The sequence below is a fragment of the Streptomyces sp. WAC05292 genome (genome assembly GCF_003949955.1).
Lineage (GTDB): Bacteria > Actinomycetota > Actinomycetes > Streptomycetales > Streptomycetaceae > Streptomyces > Streptomyces globosus.
Genome location: NZ_RPSE01000097.1, coordinates 1 through 18,028, shown reverse-complemented (window position 1 = coordinate 18,028; position 18,028 = coordinate 1). Strand labels below are relative to the sequence as shown.

14 protein-coding genes are annotated in these 18,028 nt (G+C 75.0%); 9 read left to right on the top strand and 5 right to left on the bottom strand.

The annotated features are described in order from the left end of the window. Window positions 1-1,262 (bottom strand): MFS transporter (locus tag EF903_RS13725; protein ID WP_148142518.1); only part of this gene is annotated, 1,262 nt, incomplete at its 3' end. Between the two features lie 169 nt (window positions 1,263-1,431). Then, window positions 1,432-2,319: a glycosyltransferase gene (locus EF903_RS13720; RefSeq protein WP_125543500.1), complete on the bottom strand. Its 888-nt coding sequence runs from the start codon at window positions 2,317-2,319 to the stop codon at window positions 1,432-1,434. Window positions 2,320-2,774: 455 nt separating this feature from the next. Here EF903_RS13720 and EF903_RS13715 point away from each other — a divergent pair, with 455 nt between their 5' ends. The 7 genes from EF903_RS13715 (at window position 2,775) to EF903_RS13685 (ending at window position 12,438) form a co-directional block, all read left to right on the top strand. Further along, on the top strand, window positions 2,775-3,905 hold the full coding sequence (locus tag EF903_RS13715; RefSeq protein WP_125543499.1) for a Gfo/Idh/MocA family protein: 1,131 nt from the start codon (window positions 2,775-2,777) through the stop codon (window positions 3,903-3,905). Between the two features lie 91 nt (window positions 3,906-3,996). Continuing rightward, window positions 3,997-5,016: an NAD-dependent epimerase/dehydratase family protein gene (locus EF903_RS13710; protein WP_125543498.1), complete on the top strand. Its 1,020-nt coding sequence runs from the start codon at window positions 3,997-3,999 to the stop codon at window positions 5,014-5,016. Beyond that, window positions 5,013-6,155 (top strand): DegT/DnrJ/EryC1/StrS aminotransferase family protein, encoded by a 1,143-nt coding sequence (locus tag EF903_RS13705; protein WP_260615214.1) that lies wholly within the window; start codon window positions 5,013-5,015, stop codon window positions 6,153-6,155. Before EF903_RS13710 ends, EF903_RS13705 begins: the two co-directional genes overlap by 4 nt. Further along, window positions 6,152-6,967 carry a NeuD/PglB/VioB family sugar acetyltransferase gene (locus EF903_RS13700; protein ID WP_125543497.1) on the top strand — a complete coding sequence of 272 codons (816 nt, stop codon included), beginning with the start codon at window positions 6,152-6,154 and terminating at the stop codon, window positions 6,965-6,967. The genes EF903_RS13705 and EF903_RS13700 overlap by 4 nt, the downstream gene beginning before the upstream one ends. Further along, the gene (locus EF903_RS13695; protein ID WP_125543496.1) at window positions 6,964-8,079 is read left to right on the top strand and encodes a DegT/DnrJ/EryC1/StrS aminotransferase family protein; all 1,116 of its coding nucleotides are present in this window, start codon (window positions 6,964-6,966) and stop codon (window positions 8,077-8,079) included. Before EF903_RS13700 ends, EF903_RS13695 begins: the two co-directional genes overlap by 4 nt. Before the next feature lie 19 nt (window positions 8,080-8,098). Next, on the top strand, window positions 8,099-11,395 hold the full coding sequence (locus tag EF903_RS13690) for a DUF4082 domain-containing protein (protein ID WP_125543495.1): 3,297 nt from the start codon (window positions 8,099-8,101) through the stop codon (window positions 11,393-11,395). Beyond that, window positions 11,392-12,438 carry a glycosyltransferase gene (locus tag EF903_RS13685; RefSeq protein WP_125543494.1) on the top strand — a complete coding sequence of 349 codons (1,047 nt, stop codon included), beginning with the start codon at window positions 11,392-11,394 and terminating at the stop codon, window positions 12,436-12,438. Before EF903_RS13690 ends, EF903_RS13685 begins: the two co-directional genes overlap by 4 nt. 83 nt (window positions 12,439-12,521) lie before the next feature. Here EF903_RS13685 and EF903_RS13680 read toward each other — a convergent pair whose 3' ends face one another. Further along, entirely contained in the window at window positions 12,522-13,181 is a 660-nt protein-coding gene (locus EF903_RS13680) for a hypothetical protein (protein WP_125543493.1), read from the bottom strand. An 80-nt stretch (window positions 13,182-13,261) separates the two neighbouring features. Between EF903_RS13680 and EF903_RS13675 the strand changes: the two genes are divergently transcribed. Then, window positions 13,262-15,340 carry an O-antigen ligase family protein gene (locus EF903_RS13675; protein WP_125543492.1) on the top strand — a complete coding sequence of 693 codons (2,079 nt, stop codon included), beginning with the start codon at window positions 13,262-13,264 and terminating at the stop codon, window positions 15,338-15,340. Beyond that, window positions 15,265-16,254, top strand: coding sequence for a glycosyltransferase (locus EF903_RS13670; protein ID WP_125543491.1), 990 nt, complete (start codon window positions 15,265-15,267; stop codon window positions 16,252-16,254). Before EF903_RS13675 ends, EF903_RS13670 begins: the two co-directional genes overlap by 76 nt. A 25-nt stretch (window positions 16,255-16,279) precedes the next feature. Here the strand turns inward: EF903_RS13670 and EF903_RS13665 are convergent, their stop codons facing one another. Together EF903_RS13665 and EF903_RS13660 are read right to left on the bottom strand one after the other, a co-directional pair. After that, on the bottom strand, window positions 16,280-17,086 hold the full coding sequence (locus EF903_RS13665; protein ID WP_125543490.1) for a glycosyltransferase family 2 protein: 807 nt from the start codon (window positions 17,084-17,086) through the stop codon (window positions 16,280-16,282). A gap of 46 nt (window positions 17,087-17,132) precedes the next feature. Then, on the bottom strand, window positions 17,133-18,028 hold an 896-nt coding region (locus tag EF903_RS13660; protein WP_260615208.1), incomplete at its 5' end, for a hypothetical protein.

The window sequence follows — 18,028 nt, the reverse complement described above, 5'->3', positions numbered from 1 at the left end:
TCGGGGCGGAGCGCGGACCAGGCGAAAGCCGCACAGCAGCACAGCCCGGCCGCGGCAGCGGCGAGCGCCGGACCCCCGCCCCACACCGTCCACGCGGCGCCGAAGGCGAGGGAGCAACCGAAGCGGGCCAGTGCCTGGCCGGTGCCGACGAGCGCCATGCCGGTCGCCCGCAGCCCGTCCGGCACCGCCCCGGCCACCGCCGCCGGGAGCACCCCGTCGGTGGCGGCGTAGAACATGCCGTGCAGCCCCAGCACCAGCAGCGGTAGCGCCTGCCAGTCGGGAGCCCACAGCAGCAGGCCGTACGCCGCGAGCAGCAGGGCGTGCCCGGCCAGGAAGACCGCACGGCGCCCGATCCGGTCCGCGAGCGCCCCCGCGGGCACCGCGAGCAGCAGGAACACCGCCGCCGTGCCCAGCGGCAGCAGCGGGAACCACCGCTCGCCCAGGCCGGCGCGGTCCTGGAGCAGCAGGTACAGGAAGGCGTCGCTGACGGTGGTCAGCCCCAGCAGGGCCGCGCACACCGCCAGGGACCGCAGCCGCGGCCGCCGCAGCAGCGCCGCCGCCTCCCGCAGGCCCCGGCCGCGCGGCCCCGCCGCTCCCGGCCGACCCGCGGGGCGGGCGGCGGGCGCGGCCGCCGCCCGCCCCGACGGCACGAACAGCACCAGGACGACGACGCCCAGCGCGGCGACGCACGCACTGACCCCGAACACGGCGTCGTACCCGCCGACGGCCGCACCCAGCACGAAGAACGCCGCCAGGGGACCGAGCAGGGCCCCTGTGGTGTCCATCGCCCGGTGCACCCCGAAGGCCCGCCCCTGCGCCCCGGCGGGCACGGCCAGGGAGATCAGCGCGTCCCGCGGGGCGGTGCGCAGCCCCTTGCCGGTCCGGTCCAGGGCGAGGACCAGCGCCACCGGGCCCAGGCCGTGAGCGAGCAGCAGCAGCGGCTTGCACAGCGCCGACAGCGCGTACCCGAGGCCGGCGACAAGCTTGTGGCCGCGGACGCGGTCCGCGAGGTGCCCGCCGGCCAACTGCACGAGCGCCCCCACCCCGTTGTAGACGCCGTCGAGCGCGCCGAACCCGAGCGGACTCAGACCCAGCCCCGCCACCAGGTACAGCGGCAGCACGGCGGCGACCATCTCGGACGACACGTCGGTGACCAAACTCACCGTGCCCAGCGCGAGGACGGTCGGGGCGACGGCCCGGCGCCGGGCGCCGCCGCCTGCTCCCTGCGCGCCGGCGGGCGCGGAGCGGTCCGCGAGGTACATGCTGTACGGCTCCTGGTGCCGACGGGATCTGGTCACTCGTGCCTGCGGTCGCACCCTAGGCGACCGGCGGGCGCCGCGCGCCCCCGATGGACGCAATGGCCAACCGGCCCTCCAACGGCCGGATTTCGCGGCCCGACCGGGCCCGGCCCGCGGCCCCGCCCGCGTCCGCTCAGCCCGTGCGGCTGCTCTCGTCGCGCAGCCAGGTGGAGAAGTCCCCCGCCCGGATCGCCCGGCGCGCGCCGCGCCGGGCGGCGGCGGCCGCGACCAGGAACACCCCGACCGACGGCAGCAGACCCGGCCGCGCCCGGACCAGCGCCCGCAGGTCGGCCGTCCCGGTGCGCGCGGACGGCGCGGCCCCGCCGCCGCCCTCCCCGGCGCCGCGGGCCGCCGCCTGCACCCGCTCCAGCTCCGCCGAGGAGGTCGCCGCCCTGATCCGCCGCCTGAGCAGGTCGCCCCACGTGCGCGGCGGGCTGACGACGACCCGCGCCTCCTCGACGACCCGCCGCTCGGCGGGCGCGAACGCCAGCGACGCCGCCAGGTCGTCCGCCATCACCGGCGGGAGCGCGGCGATCCGCGCGTGCCCCCGCTCCGTCACCGCGATGACCCCCCGCCCGAACAACCCCTCCCGGACCGCCGGGAGCAGCTGCCACACCCGGTAGTAGGCGCGCACCGCCCAGGTGCAGCCGGCCAGCGGCAGGTCCCGCCCCGGAGCCGCCGCCAGCACCCCCTGCCCGTCGGCCAGGGCCGCCTCCAGCGCCCGTACGTCCGCCGCGCGCAGCACGACGTCCGCGTCGACGTACAGCCGGGGGAAGCCCTCGGCGTGCTCGTCGCCGAGCCGGAGCGCGCCGTGCTTGCCCGGCGCGGGCGTCTGCACCACCCGGACCCGGGGGCCGCGGGCGCCCGCCACCGCGGCGGTGTCGTCCGTGCACCCGTTGCAGACCACCACGATGTCGGGCCCGGGGCCCGCCCCGGAGGCCGGGGCGTCGGACAGGAGTGCGTCGAGGAGGCGGCCGATGACCCGGGCCTCGTTGTGCGCCGGTATCACGATGCTGGTCACCCCGCGAGTATGCCCACGCCCGCACACCGGTGCCGGGCGTTTCCGTCAACTCCCCACGCATACAAGGCCCGTGGTCTAGATTGAACGCAGCCGACCGGACCGGGCGCGCCACGGCAGCGCCGCAGTCCGGCCGCATCGGGGAAGTTGGGGAACGATCGGTTTCGGCGGCCGGGGGAACGGGCCGCCCGATTCCGGGGCCGGGCCGGCGCGAGGGGCGCCGGACGGCCGGGGGGCAGGGGAAACGCGGGAACACCGCGGCCGCGGAAGCACACCGCAGCCGCGTCGCACCGCGTCGGCATCGGCCGCGGGGGGTACCGCCGTCGAACGGGTCGCGCACGGGCCGCACAGGCTTCCGGCGTGCCCGCGGGCGGGCACGGCACCCCCTTCCTTCGCACGCCACCCGGCCACGGGTCGTCGACACGCCAGCCGGGCGTGCGCAGGGAAGGGGAACCACCGTGAAGGGCACCACCGAGGACACCGCAGGGCAGCCGGCACGGCAGGCCGCGCCGGACGGGGCGCCCGCCGGCCGGGAGCCGGCGCCGCAGGAGCCGTTAGGCGTCGCCGTCGTCGGCGCCGGCTACTGGGGCCCCAACCTCGTACGCAACTTCCAGGCCAGCACCGCCTTCCGGCTCCGCTGGCTGTGCGACCTGGACGCCGACCGAGCCCGGCAGGTGCTCGGCGGCTACTCCACCGTCCAGGCCACCTCCGACTACGCGGCGGTCCTCGCCGACCCCGCCGTCGACGCCGTCGCCGTCGCCACCCCGGCCGGCACCCACCTCGACGTCGCCCTCGCCGCCCTCCGCGCAGGCAAGCACGTGCTCGTGGAGAAACCCCTCGCCGCCACGTACGAGGACGGCCTGCGCCTGGTCACCGAGGCCGAGGAGCGCGGCCTGACCCTCATGTGCGACCACACCTACTGCTACACCCCGGCCGTCGCCCGCATCCGCGACCTGGTCCGCTCCGGCGAGCTCGGCGAGATCCAGTTCGTCGACTCCGTCCGGATCAACCTCGGCCTCGTCCAGAAGGACGTGGACGTCCTGTGGGACCTCGCCCCGCACGACCTGTCCGTCCTCGACTTCATCCTCCCGGACGACGTCCGCCCCGTCGCGGTCGCCGCCCACGGCGCCGACCCGATCGGCGCCGGCCAGTCCTGCGTCGCCTACCTCACCCTCCAGCTCGACACCGGCGCCATCGCGCACGTCCACGTCAACTGGCTCTCCCCGGTGAAGGTCCGCACCACCATGGTCGGCGGCTCCAAGCGCACCCTCGTGTGGGACGACCTCAACCCCTCCCAGCGCGTCGCCGTCTACGACCGCGGCGTCGACCTCACGGCACCGCAGGAACTCCGCGAGGACCAGCGTCGCGACGCGCTCGTCTCCTACCGCACCGGCGACATGGTGGCCCCCGCACTCGGCGAGAGGGAGGCCCTGCGCACCATGGTCGAGGAGTTCGCCGCCGCCGTCCGCGGCCGCCGCCCGGCCCTCACCGACGGCCGGGCCGGCCTCCAGGTCCTCGACATCCTCGAAGCGGCCTCCCGCAGCCTCGCGTTCCACGGCGCCGTCGTCGGCCTGCGCACCGGCCGCTGACGGCCGGCGGCGCACGCAGAGACGGCGGCCACCGCACCGCACACACCGCAAGGACGGCACGGCACATGATCGAACCAGTGGGGGCAGGGCGTTGAGCAGCGTACGAGACAAGAGGATCCTGGTCACCGGAGGAGCGGGCACCATCGGCTCGCACCTGGTCGACCTGCTGGTGGACAACGGCGCCCGCAGCGTCGTGGTCCTCGACAACTTCGCCCGGGGCCGCACGGAGAACCTGGCCCGGGCCCTGCCGAGCGGCGTCGTCGACGTCCGCGAGGGCGACATCCGCGACACGGCCGCCGTACGCAAGGCGACCGACGGCGCCGACCTGGTCTTCCACCTCGCCGCCCTCAGGATCACCCAGTGCGCGCAGGAGCCGCGCCTGGCCAACGAGGTCCTCGTCGACGGCACCTTCAACGTCCTGGAGGCCGCCGCGGCCGCCGGCGTGTCCAAGGTCGTCGCCTCCTCCTCCGCGTCCGTCTACGGACTCGCCGAGGAGTTCCCCACCACCGAGCGCCACCACCCGTACAACAACGACACCTTCTACGGCGCCGCCAAGGCCTTCAACGAGGGCATGCTGCGCAGCTTCCACGCCATGTACGGCCTCGACTACGTCGCCCTGCGCTACTTCAACGTCTACGGCCCCCGCATGGACATCCACGGCCTGTACACCGAGGTGCTCATCCGGTGGATGGAGCGCATCACCGCGGGCGAGCCGCCGCTCATCCTCGGCGACGGCACGCAGACCATGGACTTCGTCGACGTCCGCGACATCGCCCGCGCCAACCTGCTGGCCGCCGAATCGGACCTCACCGACGAGGTGTTCAACATCGCGAGCGGCACCGAGACGAGCCTCCTGGAACTCGCCGCCGGCCTGCTGGAGGCCATGGGCGCCGAGGGAACCGCCCCCGAGCACGGCCCGGCCCGCGCCGTCAACGGCGTCACCCGCCGCCTCGCCGACACCTCGCGCGCCGCGGAACGCCTCGGCTTCACCGCCGCGATCGACCTCCGCACCGGCCTGCGGGACCTCGTCGACTGGTGGCGCGCCGAACGCGCCGCCGCCGCGCCCGCCGCCGCGCCCGCCGCCCAGGACGGGCCGGAGGCAGGCCGGTGACCGCCCGCGAGCGCATCCCCGTCATGGTCCCCTGGCTCGGCGAGGAGGAGGCCCGCGCCGCCGCCGACGCCGTCCTCTCCGGCTGGGTCGCCCAGGGACCCCGCGTCGCCGACTTCGAACGCGCCTTCGCCGAACGGGTCGGCGCCGAGCACGGCATCGCCGTCAGCTCCTGTACCACCGCCCTGCACCTGGCGCTCATCGCGCTCGGCCTCGGCCCCGGCGACGAGGTCGTCGTGCCCTCCCTGTCCTTCATCGCCACCGCCAACGCGGTCCTCTACACCGGCGCCCGCCCCGTCTTCGCCGACGTCGAGGAAGCCACCGGCAACCTGACCCCGCAGACCGTGGACGCCGTACGCACCCCGCGCACCAAGGCCGTCCTCGCCGTCCACCAGGGCGGCGTCCCCGCCGACGTCCACGCCCTGCGCGCCGCCTGCGCCGACTGGGGCGCCGCCCTCGTCGAGGACGCCGCCTGCGGCATCGGCGCCACCGTCGGCGGCAAGTCCGTCGGGCAGGGCGCCCTGATCGCCGCCTGGTCCTTCCACCCCCGCAAGGTGATCACCACCGGCGAGGGCGGCATGGTCACCACCGACGACGCCGCCCGGGCCGAGCGCCTGCGCAGGCTCCGCGAACACGGCATGAGCGTCTCCGCCGCCCAGCGCCACGCCAGCGGCAGACCCGTCGCCGAGCGATACCTCGAAGTCGGCTACAACTACCGGATGACGGACATCCAGGCCGCGGTCGGCCTGGTCCAGCTCGGCAGGCTCGACGAGATCGTCACCCGGCGCCGGGAGCTCGCCGCCCGGTACGAGCAGCTCCTCGCCCCGATCCCGGGCCTGCGCCCCGTCCGCGACCCCGCCCACGGCGAGGGCAACTTCCAGTCCTACTGGGTCCTGCTCGCCGAGGACTTCCCCGTCGGCCGCGACGCCCTCCTCGAAGCCCTCGCCGACGCCGGGATCTCGGCCCGGCGCGGCATCATGGCCGCCCACCTGGAGCCCGCCTACGCAGGGCACGCGGCCGCCCCGCTGCCCGTCACCGAGCGGATCAGCCGCAACTCGCTGATCCTCCCGCTCTTCCACACCATGACGCACGCCCAGCAGGACCGCGTCGCGGCCGTCCTGCACGAGCAGGCGGGAGGATGACCGCCCCCGCCGCCCGCGACCTGCTCGTCGTCGGCGCGGGCGGGTTCGCCCGCGAGACCGCCCAGGCCGTCCGCGCCGCGGCCGCCGCCGACCTCGCCGCCGGCCGCTGCCCGCGGTGGCGGCTCGCCGGGCACCTCGACGACGACCCCGCCCTGCACGGCACCGACGTCGACGGTGTCCCCGTCCTCGGCGGCTGCGACCGCGTCCGCGACCACCCGGACGCGCAGGTCGTCGTCTGCGCCGGCAGCCCCCGCGACCAGGCGGTCCGGGCCCGCCTCGTACGGCGCCTCGCACTGCCCGACAGCCGGTACGCGACGGTCGTCCACCCGACGGCCGCCGTGTCGGCGTCCTCGGCCGCCGGCCCCGGCACGGTCCTGCTCGCGCACTGCGTGCTCACCGCGGCCGTCCGGGTCGGCGCGCACGTCGCGGTGATGCCGCACACCGTCCTCACCCACGACGACACCGTCGCCGACTTCGCGACGCTCGCCTCCGGGGTCCGCCTCGGCGGCGGCGTCCGCATCGGAAGGGGCGCGTACGTCGGCGCCGGCGCCCTCGTCCGCGAGCACACCATGGTCGGCGCCTGGTCGCTGACCGGCATGGGAAGCACCGTCCTCACCGACGTGCCGCCCGGCGAGGTATGGGCCGGCAGCCCGGCCCGCAGGCTCCGCGACGCCGGCCCCCCGGCCCTCGCGGAGCTGCGCCGGGAGGACCCGCGGCCCGCACCCGGCGGGGCACCGCCCTCGCCGCCGCCGCACGCCGCACCGCACACCGGCCGCGGGCCGCAGACACCGATGGGGAGCACACACGCATGAACCGGATACCGCTCGTCGACCTCAAGGCCGCCCACGCCGAGGTCGCGGAGGAGGTCCGCGCCGGGTTCGACCGCGTCCTGGCCGACACCGCCTTCATCGGCGGCGAGGAGGTCCGCGCCTTCGAGCGCGCGTACGCGGCCTTCGCCGGCGTCGGGCACTGCGTCGGCACCGCCAACGGCACCGACGCCCTGGAGCTGGCCCTGCGGGCCGCCGGCGCCGGCGTCGGCGACGAGGTCGTCCTCCCCGCCAACACCTTCATCGCGACCGCGGGCGCCGTCGCCCGCATCGGCGCCCGGCCCGTCCTCGTCGACTGCCTGCCCGACACCCTGCTGATCGACCCGCAGGCCGCCCTGGACGCGGTCGGCGCCGCCACCCGCGCCGTCGTCCCCGTCCACCTGTACGGCCAGTGCGCGCCCGCCGCCGAGCTCGCCGCGCGGCTCCCGGCGCACGCCCGGATCGTCGAGGACGCCGCCCAGAGCCAGGGCGCCACCCGGGCGGGCCGCCCGCCCGGCCGGGGCACGATCGCCGCCACCAGCTTCTACCCGGGCAAGAACCTCGGCGCGTACGGCGACGCCGGCGCCGTCGTCACCGACGACGCGGACGCCGCCGACCTGGTGCGGGCCCTCGCCAACCACGGCGGCACGGCCAAGTACCAGCACGACGTCGCCGGATTCAACAGCCGCCTGGACGGCCTCCAGGCCGTCGTCCTGCGCGCGAAACTCGCCCGGCTCGCCGCCGGCAACGAAGCCCGCCGCGCCGCCGCCGCACGCTACGACGCGCTCCTCGCCGGTCTCGCGGAATCCGGGCGGCTCACCCTGCCCGCCACCGCCGAGGGCAACGTGCACGTCTGGCACCTGTACGTCGTCCGCGTCGCCGGAGCGGACCGCGACGCCGTCGTCGGGAAGCTGAACGCGGAGGGCATCGGCGCCGGCGTGCACTACCCGGCACCCGTCCACCTCACCCCCGCCTTCCGACACCTCGGCCACGGCCGGGGGGACTTCCCGCACGCCGAGCGCGCCGCGGAGCGGATGCTCTCCCTCCCGCTCTTCCCGCAGATCACCGCCGCGCAACAGCAGCGGGTCGTGGACGCGCTCACCGACGCCCTGCGCTGACACCCCACAAGAGGTACAGATGAAAGATCGGACAAGGCTGCTGCGGTACGGCCTCTTCACCGTGGTGGCCGCCCTGCTGGCCACGGTCCTGCCCCCGTCCGCCGTGGCGGGGGCCGCCGACCCGTGCGGTCCCGCCGCGAACGCCATCGTGTGCGAGAACTCCAAGCCGGGCACACCGATGCCCGACTGGTTCGCCCCCAGCGCCTACGGCGACATCAAGGGCTTCACCTCCCGGATGAGCGTCCAGGCGGGCGACACCGTGCAGTTCAAGGTGCAGTCGCCGACGCCGTACCGGGTGTCGGTGTACCGGCTCGGCCACTACGGCGGCGACGGCGCCCGCCTGATGTCGACCGCGGCGCAGGCCGCCCAGACCCACCCGGCGAACGTGGCACCGGGAGGCAGCCCGGCGGCCTGCACGACCAAGCCCGCCACCGGCCTCGTCGACTGCGGCAACTGGCCCGTCACCGCCACCTGGACCGTCCCGGCCGACGCCGTGTCCGGCCTGTACCTCGCCAACTTCGACCAGGCCGACGGCAACGGCGTCATGCCCTACCCGTTCGTCGTCCGCAATGACGCGAGCCGCTCCGACATCGTCGTCCAGACCAGCGACCAGACCTGGCAGGCGTACAACAACTACGGCGGCCAGGACCTCTACGACGGCGCCGGACCCGCACCGGACGGCCGCGCCTACGAGGTCAGCTACAACCGGCCGATGGACATCGGCGGCGAGAACGGCATCTACGGCTCCGAATACCAGATGATCGCCTGGCTGGAGCGCAACGGCTACGACGTCAGCTACATCTCCGGAATCGACATGTCGTCCCGCGGCGGCACCCTGCTGCGCAACCACAAGGTGTTCATGTCCTCCGGCCACGACGAATACTGGACCCAGGAGCAGTTCACCCACGCCCTGGAAGCCCGGAAGGCGGGCCTGCACCAGACGTACTTCAGCGGGAACGAGATCTTCTGGAAGACCCGCCTCGCCCCCAGCATCGACGGCACCGGCACGGCCGACCGGACCCTCGTCTGCTACAAGGAGACCAAGCTCTCCTTCCCGCAGCCGAACGGCATCCCCGACCCCAGCGGCATCTGGACGGGCACCTTCATGGACCCCGCCAGCGCCGCGAACGGCCGGCCCTACCAGCCGCAGAACCAGCTGACCGGCTCCCTGTTCAGCGTCAACGGCTACCGCGCGGACGCGATCACCGTCCCCGGCAGGTTCGCCAGGATGCGGCTCTGGCGCAACACCAGCGTCGCGAACCTGAGCCCCTCCCAGACCGCCGTCTTCCCGGCCGGGACCCTCGGCTACGAATGGGACAGCGACGTGGAGGACGCGGCCCGCCCGCCCGGCCAGATCCAGCTCTCCTCCACCACCGTCGACATCGACGACGGCAAGCTCCGCCTCGACTACGGCAACACCTACGGCAACGGCACCGCCACCCACAGCCTCGTCGCCTTCCGCGACCCCCTCTCCCGCGCCCTCGTCTTCGGAACCGGAACCGTCCAGTGGTCGTGGGGCCTGACCAACATGCCCACCCACAACCCCGAAGACACCGTCGTCACCGCCGACAAGCGCATGCAGCAGGCCACCGTCAACATCTTCGCCGACATGGGCGTCCAGCCCGGGTCCCTCCAGTCCGACCTCGTCCCCGCGACCGCCTCGGCGGACACCGCGGGGCCGGGCGTCGCCGTCACCGCCCCGGCCGCCGGCGCCACCGTGCCCGCGCTGCGGCCGGTCACCCTCACCGGCACCGCCACCGACAGCGGCGGCGGAGTCGTCGCCCGCGTCGAGGTCTCCACCGACGGCGGCACCACCTGGAAGGCCGCCGCCGGCGTCGCCTCCTGGAGCCACCAGTGGACCCCGACCACCCCCGGACCGGCCCAGATCAAGGTCCGCGCCGTCGACGACAGCGTCAACACCGGCCCCACCAGCACCGTCCAGCTCACCGTCGGGCCCCAGCAGTGCCCCTGCACCGTGTGGCCCGCGGCGGCCGTGCCGGCGACCGTCAACGCCGGGGACGGCAGCGCCGTCGAACTCGGCGTGAAGATCCGCTCCTCCGTGCCCGGATCCATCACCGGCGTCCGCTTCTACAAGTCGCCCGCCAACACCGGCACCCACACCGGCAGCCTCTGGTCCGCCACCGGGCAGCGCCTCGCCACCGGCACGTTCACCAACGAGACGGCCTCGGGCTGGCAGCAGCTGAACTTCTCCTCCCCGGTCCCGGTCAAACCCGACACCACCTACATCGCCTCGTACTTCGCCCCCAACGGCGGCTACTCCTTCGACAACACCTTCGCCGAGGCCGCGGCCGGACTCGCCCCGCTGACCGCCCTGCGCAGTGGCACCGACGGCGGCAACGGCGTCTACCGCTACAGCTCCTCGGGAGGCTTCCCCAACAAGGCCGCGAGCGGCAGCAACTACTGGGTGGACGCCGTCCTCGACACCTCCACCGCCAGTACGGACCCGCCCACCGTCACCGGCACGACCCCGCAGTCCGCGGCCACCGGCACCGCCATCACCACCGCGGTCACCGCCACCTTCAGCACCGCCGTCGACGCCGAAGGACTCGAGTTCACCGTCAAGGACGCCGCCGGCACGGCCGTGCCCGGCAGCAAGATCCTCGGCGCGGCCAACAGCGCCACCTTCACCCCGACCGGCGAACTCGCCCTCAACACCACCTACACCGCGTCCGTCAGGGCCACCGACCTGTGGGGCAACACCATGCCGCAACCGGTCACCTGGACCTTCACCACCAGCCCCACCCCGCCCCAGGTGAACTGCCCCTGCACCCTGTGGGGCAGCGGGACGACCCCCACCACCGCGAACGTCACCGGCGACACCAACCCGGTCGAACTGGGCACCCGCTTCCAGTCCGCCGTCAACGGCCACGTCACCGGCGTCACCTTCTACAAGGGCCCGAGGAACACCGGCACCCACACCGGCAGCCTCTGGTCCGCCACCGGCCAACTCCTGGCCACCGGCACCTTCGGCAGCGAAACCCTCTCCGGCTGGCAGCAGATGACCTTCCATACCCCCGTCCCCATCACCGCGGGAACGACCTACGTGGTCTCCTACCACGCACCGAACGGCAACTACTCCGTCGACGGCGGCTACTTCACCGCCTCCCACCGCTCCTACCCGCTCCTCGCCCCCGCGGACGGCAGCGGCGGAGCCAACGGCCTCTACAAGTACGGGGCCTCCAGCGCCTTCCCGACGAACACCTTCGGGTCCGTGAACTACTGGGTCGGCCCCCTCTTCACCACCAGCCCGCCGGCAGCCGCGCAGTCCGGCCCGACGGAGGTGGCCGGCCCGTGAGCACCGTCAGCGTCGTGATCCCCTGCTACAAGTACGGCCACTTCCTCGCCGACTGCGTCAGGAGCGTCCTCGACGAACAGCCGGGCGTCGACGTCCGCGTCCTGATCATCGACGACGCCTCGCCCGACGACTCCGCGGAGGCGGCCCGCGCCCTCGCGGCCTCCGACCCGCGCATCGAGGTCCACGTCCACGAACGGAACAAGGGCCACATCGCCACCTACAACGAAGGCCTCCTGGAATGGGCCGACGGCGACTACGCCGCCCTCGTGTCCGCCGACGACCGGCTCGTCCCCGGCGCCCTGGCCCGCGCCGCGGCCCTCCTCGACGCCCGCCCCGAAGCCGGTTTCGCCTACGGGCGGCCCCTGCGCTTCCGCCACGGCGGCCCGCTCCCGCACGCCCGGACCCGCAGCACCGGCACCGCCGTCTACCCCGGCCACTGGTGGCTGGAGCGGCGCTTCCGCGAGGGCACCGGCTGCATCACCTCCCCCGAGGTCGTCGTCCGCACCGCCCTCCAGCGCAAGGTCGGCGGCTACGACCCGCAGCTCCCGCACGCCGGCGACATCGAGATGTGGATGCGGCTCGCCGCCCACGCCGACGTCGGCTACGTCCGCGGCGCCGACCAGGCCTACTACCGGGTCCACGGCGGCAACATGTCCACCACCGACTTCGGCGGCCAGCTCGACGACCTCCGCCAGCGCCGGACAGCCTTCGACTCCGTCATCACCAAATGCGGGGACCTGCTGCCCGACAGGGACCGGCTGGCCGAGCAGGCCCGCACCCGCCTCGCCCGGTACGCGCTGCGCCGCGCCTACCGGGCGTACGACCGGGGGCGCACCGCGCTCGTCCCGGTCGACGAGCTGGAGGAGTTCGCGGCCGAGTGCCTGCCCGGCTACCGCGGGCTCGCCGAATACCGGGCCCTGAGGCTGCGGCGCCGCATCGGGGCGCGCGCCATGCCGTACCTCCAGCCGCTGGTGCTCTCGGCCGTCGCCGACCGGGGCCGCGAGTGGCTGTGGTGGCAGTCGTGGAAGCGGCGGGGCATCTGATGCACCACCGGCACCACCGGCACGGCACCCACGACCGGGACCGCCGCCTCGTGCGGCGGTCCCGGCCGCCGTCGGCGGACCGCTCAGCCGGCCGCCGCTCCCGACGGCACCCGCTCGGCCTGCCCTGCCCGCCGCCTCCGGCGCGCCGGCAGCCGGTCCGCCCACAGCGCCGCCGACACGCCGGCCACCACGGCCAGCAGCGCCACTCCGGCCAGTCCCCGGCTCCGGGTGCCGCGCTGCTCCGCCGCGGACGGCGGCACCAGCACGTCCACGCTCATCCGCGCCCCCGCCGGCACGCCCTGACCGTCCTGCATCGCCGCCACGCGGCGGCCGTACGCCTCGATCACCTTCCCGACCACCGCGTTCGCCACGGCCGGGTCCCGGTCCTCGGCCTGCACCTGCAGGGAGGGGATCAGATACCTCGGCGTGACGCTCGTACCGCTGTTGCGCGGCATCAGCCGGTACCGCCCGGCCACACCCGCCGCCCGGAGCTCCTCCCGCCCCGCGGCCGACTCCAGCTGCTGCACCGCGGCGTAGGAGACCGCGGCCAGCGGCGGCTGGAGGTTCGCCAGCTGGTTCGGATGCCGGCCCGTCACCGGAGGCTTCAGCACCACGATCGCCGAACTCACGTGGACCGGCTCCGGCCGCAGCACCGGCACGGCCCCCGCCGCGGCGAGCACCGCCGCCGCCAGCAGCACGTACCAGCGCCGACGCAGCGCGCGGGCCAACTCGCCTGGGGACACGGGCATTCCTTCCGTCCCGCACGATCCTCGCAGCCCCCGGCGCGCCCCGCCATCGGATCCGGCACCTTGCGGGGGCGGACGTGAACGTGCGGGAGATGGGCGGAGTGCTGCGCCGCCGCTGGTACGTGATGGCCTCCCTGACCCTCCTCGGCCTGCTCGCCGGCTTCCACCTGCACCGCTCGGTGCCCGTGGAGTACGAGTCGCAGAGCTCGATCGCCCTGCTCGACTCCACGGCGGTCGCCCAGCTCGCCCCGACCTTCGGCAACCCCCTCTCGAACGCCGGGGGTTCGCTCGTCGTCACCGCGGACGTCCTGATCCGCACCCTGTCGGGAGCTGACGCGGCGCGCGCCCTCCAAGGGCTCGGCGTGAGCGACCCGTACACGGTCGGCTTCGCCGCGAACGCCTCCGGCCCGATGCTCACCCTTTCGGTCACCGGCACCGACCGCGCCAAGGTCCTGGAGGAGACCAACACCCTCACCGCCTTCGCCGGAGAGCAGCTGACCGCCCTCCAGGCCGCCGCCGGCGTCCAGCCCGGCCACTTCGTGCAGACCGCTCCCGTGGTCCTGCCGCAGACGCCGGTGCCGCTCCTCAAGAGCCGCCACCAGCAGGTCCTCGCCGTGGTGATCGCCGGCACGGCCGCCGGATTCACCCTCTCCTTCGCCGCGGAGAGCGCCCTCACCGCCCGCCGCCGCAGGCGCACGCCCGCCGAAGGCGCCCCGGCTGCGCCCGGCCCCGCGGCGGACGCGGGCCGGACCGCCGTACGCAGCGGCCGCCCACGGGACCACAGCGGAAGCCGCCCCGACGCCACCGCGCTCCTCAGCGGCTACCTCGCCCTCGCCTTCTTCATCCCCTCCAACCTCACCCTGCCGGGCCTCGGCGGCGTCGGCACCCCCGCCAACGCGTACGCCCTCCTCTGCCTGTTCTGGTACCTGGCGAGCTGGCTGACCGGCCGCATCCGGCCCCCCGCCGCGACCCGGCTGCCCCGCACCGCCATGCTGGTGCTGGCGCTCGCCGTCCTCGGCTCCTACCTGGCGAACGCCACCCGCGGAAGCTCCCAGAAGGAAATCCTCGGCGCCGACCGCGGCCTCATCGGCCTGCTCGTGTGGGTCTCCCTCGTCGTCCTGGCGACCGCGGGCATCCACGACCGCTCCCGGCTGGACGTCCTCATGCGCCGCATGGTCGTCATGGGCGCGGCCGTCGCCGCCATCGGCTTCTACGACTTCTTCACCGCCACCAACATCGCGGACGGCATCACCCTCCCCGGCCTCCAGTCCAGCGTGCCGCAGATCGCCACCCTCGACCGCGGCTCCTTCACCCGGCCCCGCTCCACCACCGCCCAGCCCCTCGAATTCGGCGGCATGCTCGCGCTCCTGCTGCCGTTCGCCGTACAACAGGCCCTGGACCCGGCCCGCCGCACCCTCGCCCGCCGGCGGCGCTGGGCCCCCGTCGCCCTCATGGGCGGCGCCCTGCCGCTCACCGTTTCCCGCACCTCGATCATCGGGGTCCTGCTGGTGGTCCTGGTGATGGTGCCGCGCTGGAGGCCGGAGCGCCGGTGGGCCGCGATCGGCCTGCTGTGCGGAGCGGTCGCCGCGTTCAAGGTGGTGATCCCGGGGCTGATCGGCACCATCACCGCCCTGTTCGCCTCGTTCCTCTCGAACGGCGACAGCAGCACCCAGGCGCGCACCGTCAAGTACGGGGCGATCGTCCCCTACCTGGAGGAGCGCCCGCTCTTCGGGCGGGGCTTCGGCACGTTCACCCCGGACCTGTACTTCTTCACCGACAACCAGTACATGCTTACCCTCGCGGAGACAGGCCTCGCCGGGCTGGCCGCACTCCTGCTGCTCTTCCTCACCGGCATCCACCAGGGCGGCGCGATCCGCCGCCTGGCCCGCACCGAGAACGACCGCGAGCTGGGCCAGGCGTTCTTCGCGTCCGCCGTGGTCGCCCTCGTCATCAGCGCCACCTTCGACAGCCTCAGCTTCCCCATGTTCGCCGGGATGTTCTTCCTCACGCTCGCCGCGGGCGGCAGCCACCTCGGCTTCCTCCGGCGCGCGGCGCCGCAGCACCCCACCGTGGAGTCCCCATGCCCTCAGACCGCCCCCTGCCCTCAGACCGCCCCCTGCCCGCACCGGGCCCCGGACCGCGTACCGGTCCCGTAGCGGTCGTCGCCGTCACCTGGAACAGCGCCGGCGTCCTGCCCGCGTTCCTGGCGGCCCTGCCCGAGGGGATGGCCGGCACCGAATGGCGGCTCGTCGTCGCCGACAACGCGTCCGCCGACGGGACCCCCGACCTGCTCCGCCGGCTCGCCCCGGATGCGACCCTCGTCCAGACCGGCCGCAACGCCGGCTACGCGGCCGGCGTCAACGCCGCCCTCGCCGCCGCCGCGGCCTGGGACGGCGGCCCCCGCGCCGCCCTCGTCTGCAACCCGGACACCCGGATGCGGCCCGGCTGCGCCCGCCTCCTCCTCGACGCCCTCGACGCGCCCCTGTCGGGCGGCCGCCGCGTCGGCATCACCGTCCCCCTGCTCCACGACCCCGACGGCACGCTCCACCACTCGCTGCGCCGCGAGCCGCAGGTGACACGGGCGCTCGGCGAGGCCGTCATCGGCAACCGGCGTGCCGGGCGCTTCCCCCGGTGGAGCGAGCTCGTCACCGACCCGGCGGCGTACGGGCGGGCCACCGTCGCCGACTGGGCGACCGGAGCCCTCATGGCCGTCTCCCGGGACTGCCTCGACGCCTGCGGCCCCTGGGACGAGACGTTCTTCCTGTACTCCGAGGAGACCGAGTTCTGCCTGCGCGCCCGCGACCTGGGCTTCGCCACCCGCCTCGAACCCGCGGCCGCCGCCGTCCACCTCGGCGGGGACTCGCAGGCCTCCCCGCGGCTGTGGACCCTGCTCACCCTGAACCGGGTCCGCCTCTACGCCCGCCGGCACGGGGCCGCCGCGACCGCCGCCTTCCGCGCCGCCGTCCTGCTGCGGGAGGCCTCCCGCGCCGCGCTCGGCCGGGAGGCGAGCCGGGCCGCCGTCCGCGCCCTCGCAGGCCGCGCCGCCCTGCGGACCGCACCGCGGCCGTGACCCGCGCGACCGCCGCCGCCCCCGGTCAGCCGGCCGGCGGCGCGCCGTCCCAGGCGGTGTAGAAGCTCCCCGGGTTCACCAGGTACCGGACGGTCGCCCGCGGGACGTGCCGGACCTCGTGCCGCCGCGCGTAGCGGCGTACGAGCTCCCAGTCCTCCCGCGGCAGCACCTCCGGGGGGCGGCGCAGCCGGCTGAAGAACAGCGAACGGCTGCGGCGCGCCACGAACGCGTTGGTGTCGAGGAAGGCCTCCCGGGCGGCCCGGCGCCGGTCGAACGGCACCGACAGCACGTCCCGCTCCGTCCCGTCGGGCAGCACCCGGCGCAGCGCCGTGTAGACGGCGTCGGGCCCGCCGGGCCGCTCCAGCACGGCGAGGGCCTGCTCCAGGTGGTCGGGCTCCCACAAGTTGTCGTCGTCCAGGAACGCCACGTACCGCGAGCGGGACAGCCGTATCCCCACGTTGCGGACGACGCCCGCCGTGCCCGTGTTGCGGGCCAGGGAGACCGCGGACAGCCGCGGGTCAGCGGGCAGCGGGGGCAGGCCGGCGCCGTCGTCGACGACCAGGACGACATGGTCGCGGACCGTCTGGGCGAGGGCCGAGCGGACCGCGGCCCGCAGCGCCTCCGGGCGCCGGTGCGTGGCGATCACGGTGGCGACGAGGGCGGTGGGCGGCCGGCCCAGCAGGGCCGCGAGCCGGGCGGTCTCGGCGTCCTCCAGACGGCGCAGGCGCAGCGCCGAGGGGGCGAGGAGGAGCTTGTTGCGGGCTTCGAAGAGCACCAGCCAGCCGAAGGCCCGCTTGAGGAGCTCCCACGGGGCGCGGGCGATGCGGCGCATGTCGTCCTCTCGGGGCAGGGGTGTGCGCGGGGTCCGGGCGGTCGGGTCAGGGCGCGGGCAGCGGTGCGGGCACGGGCGTGGGCGAGGGGGCGGGTTCCGGGACGACCGGCTGTCCCTCGCTGGTGCGGTTGCCGCGCCACACGTTGCCCGCGCCGCCCGCGTTCCACGCGGCGACCTGCCCGTAGGCCCCGCCGTGCGGGTGGTACTGGGTGGAGAAGACGTTGTCCGTGACCTCGATGCCGGTGGCGCCTGGTCCGCCGCCGTAGAGGGTGTAGGCGCCGCCGGCGAGCCAGTTGCGGTCGACGACGACCGACGAGACGGTGCCGGTGTCGGCGAACAGCCCCACCGCCGCGGTGGCGCCGCGGTCCACGGGGACCGGGTTGAGGAGGGTGTTGTGCCGCAGCACGAGCCGCCCCTTGTTGCCGCCGCCGCTGATGACGGCGTCGGTGTGCTGCCACTCGCCGGTCTTGTTGCGGAACGGCACGATGTCGTGGACGTAGTTGTCGTGCAGATGGCCCTGGCCCATGGAGAGCGCGTTGCCGAAGACGGAGATGTCGCACCAGCCGACCTCGACCGAGTCGGTGCCCATGTTGGAGACGGCGTAGTTGGCGCCGCCGTTGTCCGGTCCCTTCCCGGGGACAGCGGTGATCTCGGTGTGCAGGATGCGCAGGTTCCGGAAGCCCGGGCGGAGGTTGACGCCCCACCAGTTGGTGGAGGTGATCCGGCTGTCGATGACGGTCACGTCGTCGGCGTAGACGTCCAGCGAGCCGCGGATGTCCCAGCCCCTGATCACCGTGCCGTCCTTCCTGACCGACATGTTGCCGGTGTCGTGCCGCTCCAGCGGGATCCGCGGACCGGTGGTGTGCTCGTCGGGGAACCCGCAGGCGCCGGGTGAAGGGCAGGGCCCCGCTGCCGCGGGGGCGGTGGACCGGAGCGGGGGAG